The sequence below is a fragment of the Leucobacter sp. HNU genome, assembly GCF_047946755.1.
Taxonomy (GTDB): domain Bacteria; phylum Actinomycetota; class Actinomycetes; order Actinomycetales; family Microbacteriaceae; genus Leucobacter.
In genome coordinates this window covers 401,789-413,133 of sequence record NZ_CP178837.1, presented here as the reverse complement: position 1 = coordinate 413,133, position 11,345 = coordinate 401,789, and the positions used below count along the sequence as shown (strand labels likewise).

General features: G+C 71.8%; 11 protein-coding genes and 1 pseudogene. 8 read left to right on the top strand and 4 right to left on the bottom strand.

The window, feature by feature from the left end; genetic code table 11:
* Positions 1-39 precede the first annotated feature (39 nt).
* From AB3K78_RS02020 to AB3K78_RS02000, 5 genes and pseudogenes are all read left to right on the top strand, one after another.
* On the top strand, positions 40-711 hold the full coding sequence (locus AB3K78_RS02020) for a TetR/AcrR family transcriptional regulator (RefSeq protein WP_416447284.1): 672 nt from the start codon (positions 40-42) through the stop codon (positions 709-711).
* Positions 712-757: 46 nt separating this feature from the next.
* Positions 758-997, top strand: coding sequence for an exodeoxyribonuclease VII small subunit (locus AB3K78_RS02015; protein ID WP_416445722.1), 240 nt, complete (start codon positions 758-760; stop codon positions 995-997).
* A gap of 8 nt (positions 998-1,005) precedes the next feature.
* Positions 1,006-1,683 carry a DUF4245 domain-containing protein gene (locus tag AB3K78_RS02010; RefSeq protein WP_416445720.1) on the top strand — a complete coding sequence of 226 codons (678 nt, stop codon included), beginning with the start codon at positions 1,006-1,008 and terminating at the stop codon, positions 1,681-1,683.
* Positions 1,680-2,354, top strand: coding sequence for a carbonic anhydrase (locus AB3K78_RS02005; RefSeq protein WP_416445718.1), 675 nt, complete (start codon positions 1,680-1,682; stop codon positions 2,352-2,354). The genes AB3K78_RS02010 and AB3K78_RS02005 overlap by 4 nt, the downstream gene beginning before the upstream one ends.
* 71 nt (positions 2,355-2,425) lie before the next feature.
* Positions 2,426-3,834: pseudogene (locus tag AB3K78_RS02000) on the top strand (class II fumarate hydratase).
* An 87-nt stretch (positions 3,835-3,921) separates the two neighbouring features.
* Here AB3K78_RS02000 and AB3K78_RS01995 read toward each other — a convergent pair.
* The 3 genes from AB3K78_RS01995 to AB3K78_RS01985 form a co-directional block, all read right to left on the bottom strand.
* Positions 3,922-5,043 carry a hypothetical protein gene (locus AB3K78_RS01995; RefSeq protein ID WP_416447283.1) on the bottom strand — a complete coding sequence of 374 codons (1,122 nt, stop codon included), beginning with the start codon at positions 5,041-5,043 and terminating at the stop codon, positions 3,922-3,924.
* 155 nt (positions 5,044-5,198) lie between these two features.
* A complete protein-coding gene (locus tag AB3K78_RS01990; RefSeq protein ID WP_416445716.1) occupies positions 5,199-6,662 on the bottom strand; it encodes a fibronectin type III domain-containing protein in 1,464 nt (487 codons plus the stop codon).
* A 137-nt stretch (positions 6,663-6,799) separates the two neighbouring features.
* On the bottom strand, positions 6,800-8,020 hold the full coding sequence (locus AB3K78_RS01985; protein WP_416445714.1) for an MFS transporter: 1,221 nt from the start codon (positions 8,018-8,020) through the stop codon (positions 6,800-6,802).
* Between the two features lie 65 nt (positions 8,021-8,085).
* Between AB3K78_RS01985 and AB3K78_RS01980 the strand changes: the two genes are divergently transcribed.
* The 3 genes from AB3K78_RS01980 to AB3K78_RS01970 are packed head-to-tail and all read left to right on the top strand — an operon-like array spanning position 8,086 to position 10,152.
* The gene (locus AB3K78_RS01980) at positions 8,086-8,763 is read left to right on the top strand and encodes a FadR/GntR family transcriptional regulator (RefSeq protein WP_416445712.1); all 678 of its coding nucleotides are present in this window, start codon (positions 8,086-8,088) and stop codon (positions 8,761-8,763) included.
* A 10-nt stretch (positions 8,764-8,773) separates the two neighbouring features.
* Complete coding sequence (locus AB3K78_RS01975) at positions 8,774-9,643, top strand: SGNH/GDSL hydrolase family protein (protein WP_416445710.1); 870 nt, start codon at positions 8,774-8,776, stop codon at positions 9,641-9,643.
* Entirely contained in the window at positions 9,640-10,152 is a 513-nt protein-coding gene (locus AB3K78_RS01970) for a tetratricopeptide repeat protein (RefSeq protein ID WP_416445708.1), read from the top strand. Before AB3K78_RS01975 ends, AB3K78_RS01970 begins: the two co-directional genes overlap by 4 nt.
* A gap of 4 nt (positions 10,153-10,156) precedes the next feature.
* Here AB3K78_RS01970 and AB3K78_RS01965 read toward each other — a convergent pair whose 3' ends face one another.
* On the bottom strand, positions 10,157-11,344 hold the full coding sequence (locus AB3K78_RS01965) for an acyl-CoA dehydrogenase family protein (protein ID WP_416445706.1): 1,188 nt from the start codon (positions 11,342-11,344) through the stop codon (positions 10,157-10,159).
* Position 11,345: the final 1 nt, after the last annotated feature.

Sequence of the window (11,345 nt, the reverse complement as noted above, 5' to 3'; positions counted from 1 at the left end):
GCTCCATCGCGCCCCGTACTACGTACCGTACATTGTACGATCCGTTACGATAGCGCACATGCCCTCGAAGCACGACCCCCGTCGCCCCGCCGCAGTTCGCGGATCCGGGGCGCCCTCGACCGCGCCTCGATCGCGGCGGCCGCGATCGAGCTGGTCGAACACCTGGGAATCGAGCGGCTGACGATGCGCGCGCTGGCGACCGAGCTCGACTGCGGCACCATGACCCTCTACACCCACGTCCGCAATCGCGACGACCTGCTGACCGCGGTCGTGGAGCGGCTGATCTCGGAGGTCGACGCCGACCGGATCGCCGCGGAGAGCGACGGCACCTGGCGCGGACTGCTCTCGGGAGTGCTCGGCTCCTACCGGGATCTCGCGATGCGCCACCCCCGATCCTTCGAGCTCCTCGCGCTGGCGCCCTACGATCTGCCGCCCGTCGCCCCGCACCTCGAGGGCGTCGTCGCCACGCTCGAACGCACCGGACTCAGCGCGGACGAGGCGCGCACCGCTCTCGGCCTCGCCGATGCGTTCGCCACGGGGTTCCTGGTGGTCTGGGCGCGCACCGCGACCCGGCAGGACACACTCGGAACCGCGCGGACCGAGACATCGCTCGGCGACCTCCGCGCACCCGAGATGTACGACCGCGGCGTCGAGGCGGTCCTGCTCGGCTTCGAAGCGACACTCGGTGACGTCGCTCCGTCGCTCGCCTGAAACCGCTCCGCAGCTCGGACCCTACGGCCCGGGTAGACTGACGGGCATGGCCGCTTCCGATAGACCGGATCCCGACGCGCTCAGCTATGAAGAGGCGCGCGATGAACTCGTTCAGGTGGTGAACCGACTCGAGCAGGGCGGCAGCACCCTCGAGGAGTCCCTCGAGCTGTGGGAGCGCGGCGAGCGTCTCGCCGCCCGTTGCGAGGAATGGCTCCTCGGTGCCCGACGCCGCCTGGAGGCCGCGCGCCGCGGCGGCGATCCGGCGGCAGAGAGCCCGGAGGCCTGATCACCCCGATGGCGAAGAAGACCAAGGCGCCCGTCGTCGTCGCGGAGCTCGGCCGCCCCGAGACCCCGGCCGAGACGGCCGCCCGCAAGGCCCGCGACAGCCGCCTCTACCGGCAGCGCAAGACCGTCAACAACCTCGTGTTCTCGCTCATCGTGAGCGTCGCCGTCGTGTTCGGCATCTATCTGATGGTGCCCCACGGCACCGGCGGGGACTTCGCCGACCGCTCGGTCGACGTCGCGCAGCTCGCGTCCGAGGCCTCGCCGACCGCCGGGCAGCCGCTCGTCGCGCCGAAGCTGCCCGCGGGCTGGAACGCGAAGCAGGCCGAGCTGCGATCCTCCAAGACCGGCGGCATCACCTACTGGTACATCGGGTACACGACCCCCGACAAGCAGTACGCCGCGGCCGTGCAGGCGTTCACCGCCGACGGCGCCCCGGTCAACGAGACCTGGATCGCCGAACAGCTCGAGAAGACCTCCGCGACCGGCACCCAGACCATCGGGGGTGTCGACTGGACCGCGTACGTGCACCCCGATCGCAGTCCCGACACGAGCAACCTGCGCACCGGGTACCAGACCGCCGTCGGCGCTTCGACCTACCTCGTCTACGGCACAGCCCCCACGAAGACCATCGAGCAGCTGGCCGACGCCGTCGCGGCGCAGGCCGTGCAGAACGGAGCCGCGAAATGAGCACGCCTCGCGTCACCCCCCAGCAGGCATGGGACTCCTTCATCGCCGGGAACGAACGCTTCGTCAGCGGCGTCTCGAAGCACCCGAACCAGGACGTGGAGCGCCGCTCCGAGCTCGTCAACGCGCAGTCGCCCGACGTCGCGCTGTTCGGCTGCTCCGATTCCCGGCTCGCCGCCGAGATCATCTTCGACTGCGGCCTCGGCGACCTGTTCATCGCCCGCAACATGGGCCACGTCGTCGCCGAGTCGATCACCGCTTCGATGGAGTACGCGGTCTCGGCCCTGGGAGCCTCGCTGATCGTCGTGCTCGCGCACGACTCCTGCGGCGCGGTCGCCGCCGCGATCGACCAGTCGAGCCGCACGCCGTCTCCCGTCACCGATTCGGTGCGCAACACCCTGGCTCCGATCCAGCCCTCGGTGCAGCAGCTCTGGCTCCGCGACCGTCACGACACCCCGTACGCCGACGCGAGCGAGGTCGACGCGAACGCGATCGGCCGGATCCACCTCGCGGCGACCGTGAACGAACTGCTGCGCACCTCGCGCACCATCAGCGACGCGGTCGATCGCGGCGAGCTCGGCATCGTGGGCTGCCAGTACCGCCTGACCGAAGGACGCGCGGTGCCCTACACCGCCGTCGGGCCGCTCGCGCTCGAGCTCGCGCCCCTCAGCTGACCGTTCCGACCCCACCAGACCGGTCCTGCGGCGCGGCAGCTCCCGCGAGCAGGACGACGAGAAGAAAAAGGATGACAGTGACCGAAACCGAGTACCGCATCGAGCACGACACCATGGGCGAGGTCCGCGTTCCGAAGAACGCGCTGTACGCCGCGCAGACGCAGCGCGCCGTCGAGAACTTCCCCATCTCGGGCACGGGCCTCGAGCCCGCGCAGATCGTCGCCCTCGCGCGCATCAAGCGCGCAGCGGCCATCGCCAACAAGGATCTCGGAATCCTCGACGCCGCGATCGCCGACGCGATCGTGGCCGCGGCCGACGAGGTCATCGCGGGCGATCACCACGACATGTTCCCGGTCGACACCTACCAGACCGGCTCGGGCACCTCCTCGAACATGAACATGAACGAGGTCCTCGCGACCCTCGCGACGAAGCACCTCGGCGCCCCCGTGCACCCGAACGATCACGTCAACGCCTCGCAGTCGTCGAACGACGTGTTCCCCACCTCGGTGCACATCGCGGTGACCGGCGCACTCATCGAGCAGTTGAAGCCGGCCCTCGCCCACCTCGCCGAGGCCTTCGAGGCCAAGGCCGAGCTGTGGAAGACCGCCGTCAAGTCGGGCCGCACCCACCTCATGGACGCCACCCCGGTCACCCTCGGCCAGGAGTTCGGCGGCTTCGCCGCGCAGATCCGCTACGGCATCGAGCGCATCGACGCCGCGCTCCCCCGCGTCGCCGAGGTCCCGCAGGGCGGCACCGCGGTCGGCACCGGTATCAACACCCCCTCGGCTTCCCCGAGAAGGTCATCGCCGAGATCGCCCAGTCGAGCGGCCTGCCCATCACCGAGGCGCGCAACCACTTCGAGGCGCAGGCGAACCGCGACGGCCTCGTCGAGGCATCGGGCGCGCTGCGCACGATCGCGGTCTCGCTGACCAAGATCAACAACGACATCCGCTGGATGGGCTCGGGCCCCAACACGGGTCTCGCCGAGCTCCACATCCCCGATCTGCAGCCGGGCTCCTCGATCATGCCGGGCAAGGTCAACCCCGTCGTGCCCGAGGCCGTGCTCATGGTCTGCGCGCGGGTCATCGGCAACGACGCGACCATCGCCTGGGCCGGCGCTTCGGGCTCCTTCGAGCTGAACGTGCAGATCCCCGTCATGGGCACCGCGCTGCTCGAGTCGATCCGCCTGCTCGCGAACGCGTCGACCGTGCTCGCCGACAAGACCGTCGCCGGCCTCGAGGCGAACCTCGAGCGCGCGGCAGCCCTCGCCGGCATGAGCCCGTCGACCGTCACCCCGCTGAACCGCCTCATCGGCTACGAGGCCGCGGCGAAGATCGCGAAGCACTCCGTCAAGAAGGGCATCACCGTGCGCGAGGCCGTCGTCGACCTCGGCTACGTGGAGCGCGGCGAGGTCACCGAGGCCGACCTCGACAAGGCGCTCGACCTGCTCTCGATGACGCACCCGGGCGTCGCGAAGTAACGCGTCGCAACCGCACGAGGACGGGCCCCGGGATCTTCGATCCCGGGGCCCGTCCTCGTTCACGCGGCCGTGCCGGCCGCGCGATCCCTACTGCTGCGCGGCCGCCCGGCGGCGCGCCAGCACGAGGATCGCTCCCGCGACGAGCAGCCCGGCGCCGGCGATGCCGAGCGGCAGCCACTCGGCACCGCCGGTGGTAGCGAGGCCGTCGGTCTTGCCCGCGCCCGGCTTCGAGCCGTCGGCGTTCCCCTGGGACTCGATCGTCGCCTCGGAGCTCGCGGTCCCGGTGACGTCCGACGAACCGGACGCTGCGGCGTTCGCCGCGGCGCCCGAGCCCGCGTCCGCCCCGGATCCGGCATTCGCGGAGCCGTTCGCGGCGGCGGACGATCCGCCGTCCGCGCCGGCCGCGGCACCGCCGTCGACCGCGGTCACGCTCAGCGGAGCCGAGACCTCGGCGCCGTTCGGCAGCTTCGCGACGATGCGGTGCTCGCCCGTCTCGACGTTCGCCGGGATCGCGACCTCCTGCGCGAAGGCGCGGTCGTCGCCGACGGTGGCCTCGCCGAGCGCGACCGGGGTCGAGTGCAGCTCGATGCCGATCTTCGTCCCCGGGACGAAGCCCGAGCCCGACACGGCGAGCTTGCCGCCCCGCTGCACGGAAGCCGAGCCGAGCGACAGCTTCGGACCGGCGGGCGTCTCGACGCCCGCCTCGGTGACCCACTTCTCGCCGGTCGCGTACTTGGTCACGGTGAACTCGTCGTACAGGCCGCCGACCGCGGGCACCTCCTTCGGGGCGTAGACGGGACGCTCGCCCGCAGCATCGGGCACGAGCGCGAAGCTGCGCGCCCCGTCGACCTTCTCGGCGAGGTACGAACGGTAGACCAGTTGATCACCGCTCACGTCGATCACCTGGTAGGTGGTGACGTTCTCGCCGCGGAGCACCTGCGTGGCGCCGTTGTTCGTCCACACGTTCTTCTCCTCGGTCGCGAGGTCGTAGTGCTTCGCGCCCGAGTTCGAGACCGCGTACACCGGCCCGGTGGTGAGGCCGGTCGTGCCGGTCTTGTCGGAGTTCTTGTATCCGCGACCGTAGGTGTGGTCGTGGCCCATGAGCACCAGGTCCACGCCGTTCTCCTCGAACACCGGCACCCAGTACTTGCGGAGCACGGGCTCGTCCCGACCCGATGAGGTCGAGTACACGGGCTGGTGGAAGGTCACGACGTTCCACTTCGAGGGGCTGTTCTTCAGCACGTGGTCGAGCCAGGCCGCCTGGTACTGGGTCCACAGCTCCTGCACCTTGGCGCTCGGGCACTCGGCGCCGGTGCAGGCGGGCAGGTTCGCCGGCTTGAGGAAGGCGGTGTCGCGGGTCGCGTTCAGCGTGATGAACCGGACGTTCTGGTAGTCGGTGTAGTAGACCGTCTCGGCCGCGAACTCGGTCCAGTGCGCGAAGTAGGCCGCGTACTGGCGCGCGACCTCGGAGTCGCCCTGCGCGAGCTTCGCGAGCTCGCCGATGGTGCCGGTGTTCGGCTGGTTGAGGGGTACTCGAAGTGCGCCTTCCACGACTTGAGCATGTTGTCGCCGCCGGTGTACTCGTGGTTGCCCGGCGCGGCCATGACGTTCGTGCGGGTGGCCGACTGCGCCATTCCCGTGAACCAGTTGTTCCACTCGGTGTCGTTCGTGCCGGTGTTGATGAGGTCGCCCGCGTGCACCGAGCCGATCGAGCGGGTCGCCTTCGCCTCGGCCTGCTTGACCACGCTCGGCCAGGTGGTGTCGAGGCCGACCTGCGCGTCGCCGTAGTAGACGAACTGGAAGTCGGTGGCCCGGGGATCCGCGGTGGTGAACTCGAACCACTCGCTCCAACTGCCGGGCAGGCCGACGCGATAGCGGTATGCGGTGGCGGGCACCAGCCCGTCCACGGTCGCCGAGAAATGCTGCTTCGCGTTGTTGTTCACCGTGCCCGCCGCATAGGCGTCGACGGTGCGGGTGTCCCCGCCGCCCGCCGGGCCGATCTCGACCTTGCCGACGGTGTGCGAGACGTCGCCTGCCTGCCAGGAGAACGCCTGCGAGGTGGTCGGGGTCGCGGTCGGCGTCAGGATCACGCGTGCGGGCGCGGCCTGCACGATCTCGCCGGGGGCCGTGCGCTTCACTGCGGTGAGCGACGGCATGTCGAAGTAGGCGTCCGAAGAGCTGTCGCGGTCCTGGTAGAGCGCGACCGCGATCGTGTTGCTGCCGTCGTGGACCAGTTTCCCGTCGATCGAGAACGTGCTGGTCTGCGGATCGCCCTTGCCGGAGCCCGCGTACTCGAGGTTCGTGGTCTCGGTGATGCGGTCGCCCTCGAAGGTCGCGACCTTGGTGCCGTTCACCCACACGACGAGCGCATCGTCGTAGACGACCGTGCTCGCGAGCGACTCGATCTGCTTCGCGACGCCCTGGTCGAGCGAGAAGGTCGTGCGGAAGAAGTAGGTGGGGATCGTCGGCTTGGCGGTGCCGTCGATGTAGTGGTTCAGCTTCGTCGCCGGCGTGAAGGGGCCGACCGGGGTCAGCGCGTTGTTCTTCACGCCGAACCCGGTCGGAGCCGACTTCCATGCGGTGTCGTCGTAGTTCGGGGTGGCCCAGACGCGCAGGTTCGCATCGCCGCGCGCCGGGTCCGTGTTGTCGTCGAGGTACTTCCAGGTGGTGCCGGTGGACACCAGCGGGGCGCTCGGCACCTCGGGGGCGGTCGGGGCGGCGGAGGCTGCGGACACCGCGGCGGGCGCGACGAGCCCGCCGATCAGTGCCGCCACTGCGAGCGCGGTGGCGCTGCGTCTCGTTCGAACTGCGGGGAATGACCGAGTCATTGACGTCCTTCGAATATGCGGGATACTCCCAGCCGGTGGGCGGGGTCCCCGATACTCCACCAGCTGGGAGTGGCCGCTCCGTCTCCCCTCGGTGACGTCGCGGTAGCGGCCGGGTGTCCAGGGGATGGCCCGGCCGGTCAGCTCGGTGCGGCGGTGCCCCGACGGCGGGCGACCACGCGGGTCAGCGCGAGACCCAGTGCGCCCTGCAGCGCGGCGCAGCAGCCGAGCGCGATCAGCACGACCGACCAGGTGCCGGTGGACTGGTGCAGCGCTCCCGCCCCGAGCGGGCCGAGGGTCGCGATCGAGTAGCCCGCCGATTGCACGATGCTCGACACCCGCGCCGTCTCGGCTGCGCTGTCGCCGAATCCGGCGATGAGCGCGAGGACGAGCGGGAACGCGCACATGCCGATTCCGATGAGCGCCGCCCAGGCCTCCGGCGCGGCCGCGGGGGCGAGCAGCAACCCCGAGAGCGCTCCGAGGCTGGACGCGGCGACGAGGACGAAGCCGATGCGCATGCGCCGGGGACTGCGGGCGAGCGCGACGACCACCGCGGTCGCGGGCACCCCGACGGCCATCGCGATGCCGAGCAGCAGTCCGGAACGCCCGGCCGGGATCCCGGCATCCTGCGCGATGCTCGGCAGCCAGCCCATCACGACGTAGCTGAGCAGCGCCTGCAGCGAGAAGTAGGCGGCGAGGAGCAGCGTGCCCGCGGGCAGCGGGGTCCGACGACCGTCGACCGCGGTTCCCTCGGCCACCGCGGGCGCGGGCGGCCCGAACCGATCCCGCGGACTCGGCATCGCGAGCGACCAGACGATGAGCCCGATGAGCGCGGGCAGCGCCCACGCGGCCAGCCCCAGCGATGGCGATCCGAGCGCGGTCGCGATGGGGACTGCGGTCGCCGCGGCGGCCGCGGAGCCGAGCGACATGACCGTTGAATAGGCGGTCGTGACCGGACCGATCCGCGCGCCGAAGCGGGCTCGGACCACCGCGGGAATGAGGATGTTCACGATCGCGAGGCCGCCCGTCGCGATCACGGTTCCGGCCACCACGACCGCGGGTTCGGGGATCCCGCGGATCGCGAGACCGGCCGTGAGCGCGACCAGCCCCGCGAGCACGGTCCGTTCGGCTCCGAGCCTCGCCGAGAGGCGGGCGGTGCCGAATCCGGCGACCGCGAACACCGCGGTCGGCAGCGACGGAACGATGATCGCCGCGACCGGGGTCAGCGCCCCGCTCGCCGTGAGCGCCGTCAGCAGCGCGCTGGCGCTCGTGACGCCGAGACGCAGGTTGACCGCGACGAGCAGCAGCGCCACGAGCAGCATGACGGGTCGGCCCGTCGAACGCGCTTCAGAGCTCCGCACCGTGTCCTCCCCCAGGGGTCAAAGATCAAACGTCTAACCATTAGACGTCGACTATCCTGTCACACATGGCACTCGATCCGGTCCACCAGTCCTCGCTGAGCGATCAGGTGGTCGACCGGCTGCGCGCCGAGATCGTCGGGGGCCGCTGGCCGCTCGACGAGCGGATCCCGCCCGAGCCCGAGCTCATGGCAGCGCTGGGCGTGGCACGAGGCACCCTGCGGGAGGCGCTCCGCGCGCTCCAGTACACGGGCATGATCGAGATCCGACGCGGCGACGGCACCTTCGTCCGCGCCCGCAGCGAAGTGCCAGGCGCGCTGGCACGATCCGGGGCGAGCCTCGCGGAGGTCCTCGAGGCGCGTGCGGCGCTCGAACCCGAACTCGCCCGCCTGGCGGCGATGCGCGCCGACGCCGCCGACCGGGATCGGATCGAAGCGGCGCTGCGGGTACGATCCGCGGCCGACGACGCGCACTGGGTGGATGCGGACGTCGCCGTGCACGAAGCCATCGCGAGCGCCGCGCACAACCCGATCCTGTTCGAGGTCTACACCGCGCTGCTCCCCCGGCTCCGGGAGTCCATGGGCGCGTCGCTCGCGCGGGAGGGATTCCGCCGCGACGAACCGCGCGGCCACGACGAGGTGCTGGCCGCGATCCGCGCGGGCGACCCGGAGGCCGCAGCAGCGAGCGCCCGGGCCAACCTGTCGGCCACGGCGGAGTGGGATCTCGGGGAATCGCCCGCGGAGTAGGCTCGTTCGCATGATGCCCGCACGATCCCCCATCGACGGCGTCCGCGCGCTCTCGACCGCCGCAGTCGCGGGCGTCGCGCGGATGGCCGGCTGGCAGCGCGCGCTCGACTGGGCGAACCGCCCCGTGATGGCGCTCTCCGACATGCAGCCGGTCACGGCGAACTGGTGGCGGGGGCGCCGCAAGCAGTCGGGCCGGTTCCACTACCTGGCGCTCGGGGACTCGACGGGCCAGGGCATCGGTGCGTCGGTGCCGGGCCGGAGCTACGTCGGGCAGCTCGCCGATCGCATCGAGGCCGAGCTGGGCGAGCCGATCCGGGTGACGAACCTGTGCGTCTCGGGCGCGACCTCGTTCCTGTGCGCGCGGGATCAGCTGCCGAAGGCCGTCGAGCCGCTGCGCGAATCGCCCGACCTCGTCACCCTCGACATCGGCGCGAACGACATCGCCGAGTGGGATCCGGTCGCGTACCACCGCAATCTCTCGCGGATCCTCGATGCCCTTCCCGGCCACACGGTGCTGGGTGAGGTGCCGTGCTTCCATCTGCCCTGGAACGATCGCAAGGTGCACGAGGCGAACGCGATCCTGCGCCGGGTCGCCGAAGCCCGGGGGCTCGCGGTCGTGCCGATCTACGAGGCCACCCGCGCGCGCGGCCTCCGCGGGATCCTCACGGAGTTCGCCGAGGACGCGTTCCACCCGAACGACCGCGGCTACGAGATCTGGGCCGATACCTTCTGGCCGGCGGTCGCCGTGCGGGTCGCCGCGGCACGAGCGGCCGCCGCGATCCCCGGGATCACGCCGGGCGATTCCGAGGCGCCCGCGGAACCGGGCGACGCGGTCGGATCGCCCGTCGCGGCGCGCGAGCAGGTGGAGCGCAGCGCATGACGCCCGGGCCCCGCGACGAGTGGCAGGAGCGCGTCGACGCGGTATGGGCCGACGCCGGGGCCGATGCGGCGACCGTGATCGAACGCATCGCGGCCCTCGCCGCCGAGCTGCCGGAGGACGACCCGCGCGGCCCGTTCGAGCTGGGCGGCGCCTTCGATTCGGGCGGCCACGAGGCCGAGGCCGCCGAGCAGTACGCGAGGGCGGTCGAACTCGGGCTCTCGGGCGGCGCACGCGCCCAGCTCGACATCCAGTACGCCTCGACCCTGCGCAACCTGGGCCGCTTCGACGAGGCCGTCGCGATGCTCCGCGGGTCCGTCCGGGACCCCGGGCTCGGCGCGTCGACCGAGGCCTTCCTCGCGCTCGCGCTGCACTCGGCAGGTCGCCCGGGCGAAGCGCTCGCGGTCGCGATCGAGGCGCTGATCCCGACGCTCCCCCGCTACCGGCGCTCCCTGCAGGGCTACGCCGACGAACTGCGGAACGGCCCGGCGGGCGGCCCAGCCGCGGACTGAGCGCTCAGCCGGCGAGACCGCGCAGCGCCGTCGCGGTGAGCGCGCGCGAGCTCGACGGGTGGAACATCCCCGCCAGCACGTCCCGGTAGAGGCGGGCGAGCTCGGAATCGGCCTGGAAGCCGCTCGCCCCCGACGCTCGCATCGCGGTATCGACCGCGCGGCGGGCCTCGTCGGTGGCGCGGTTCTTCGCGGCGGCGAGGGCGAGGAACCAGTCCGCGCGGCTGCGCCGCTCGTCGACGTCGCGCGCGAGGATCTCGATCGCATCGAGCGATGCCCGATGGTCGAGCACGGCCGAGGCGAGCCGCGTGCCGGTGTCGGGATCGTCGAGGCGGATCCCCTCGCCGTCCGCGGTCGGCCGCCGGGCCGACGCGGTCGCGATCTCGAGGGCGCGGTCGGCGAGGCCCGCGTACACCGAAGCGGTCAGCAGGGAGAACGCCGAGAAGATGCCGAGCACGAGCGGCTGCGAGCCGTCGAACGGCGCGAACCGCGCGGCGACATCGGCTTCGGCGACGCGCACCCGGTCGAGCCGGGTGGTCCAGCTCTGGGTCGCGCGCATGCCGAGCGGATTCCAGGTGCCGGGATGCTCGATACGTCCCTCGGGCAGGCCGTCGGAGGCCTGCCCGGGGGAACGCACCCCGGCGGCGGCGCGCCGGACGAAGCCGAACATCAGCTCGGGGTCCCGGCCGGGGGCCTCGCTGCGCGCGTGCAGGCCGAGCCGGGTCCAGACGGGCGAGAGGGTCGTGAAGATCTTGGTGCCCGACACGAGGTAGCCGTCGCCGTCGCGTTCGGCGGTCGCCCGGGCGTCCATCAGCACCGCGTCGTTGCCGGCTTCCGAGACGCCGAAGGCGAAGACCTCGCCCGCCGCCGCGTCGCGCAGCACCCAGTCGAGGCTGGCGTCGCCGCGCTCGTGCAGGAACCGGGCGACCTGGACCCAGACGAGGTGCATGTTCGCGCCGAGCGCTGTCGCCGGGGCGTGGGCAGCGAGGCGGCGCTGGGCACCTACGAGCTGCTCGAGATCGAGGCCGGCGCCGCCCAGCTCGACGGGGACCGCCGCCGCGAGATACCCGGATCCGCGCAGTTCGTCGAAGTCCTCGGCGAAGAAACGGTTGTCGGTGTCGAAGCCCGCCGCCCGTTCGCGGAACCGCAGGAGCATCGGGGCGGGCAGCAGGTCGTCGATCGTCTGAACGCTCACG

What these genes read in the sequence shown, in the direction of transcription:
- AB3K78_RS01975 (WP_416445710.1), top strand. Translation starts at nt 8,774, where the DNA reads ATGATGCCCGCACGATCCCCCATCGACGGCGTCCGCGCGCTCTCGACC.
- AB3K78_RS01980 (WP_416445712.1), top strand. Translation starts at nt 8,086, where the DNA reads ATGGCACTCGATCCGGTCCACCAGTCCTCGCTGAGCGATCAGGTGGTC.
- AB3K78_RS01990 (WP_416445716.1), bottom strand. Translation starts at nt 6,662, where the DNA reads ATGACTCGGTCATTCCCCGCAGTTCGAACGAGACGCAGCGCCACCGCG.
- AB3K78_RS02010 (WP_416445720.1), top strand. Translation starts at nt 1,006, where the DNA reads ATGGCGAAGAAGACCAAGGCGCCCGTCGTCGTCGCGGAGCTCGGCCGC.
- AB3K78_RS01970 (WP_416445708.1), top strand. Translation starts at nt 9,640, where the DNA reads ATGACGCCCGGGCCCCGCGACGAGTGGCAGGAGCGCGTCGACGCGGTA.
- AB3K78_RS02005 (WP_416445718.1), top strand. Translation starts at nt 1,680, where the DNA reads ATGAGCACGCCTCGCGTCACCCCCCAGCAGGCATGGGACTCCTTCATC.
- AB3K78_RS02015 (WP_416445722.1), top strand. Translation starts at nt 758, where the DNA reads ATGGCCGCTTCCGATAGACCGGATCCCGACGCGCTCAGCTATGAAGAG.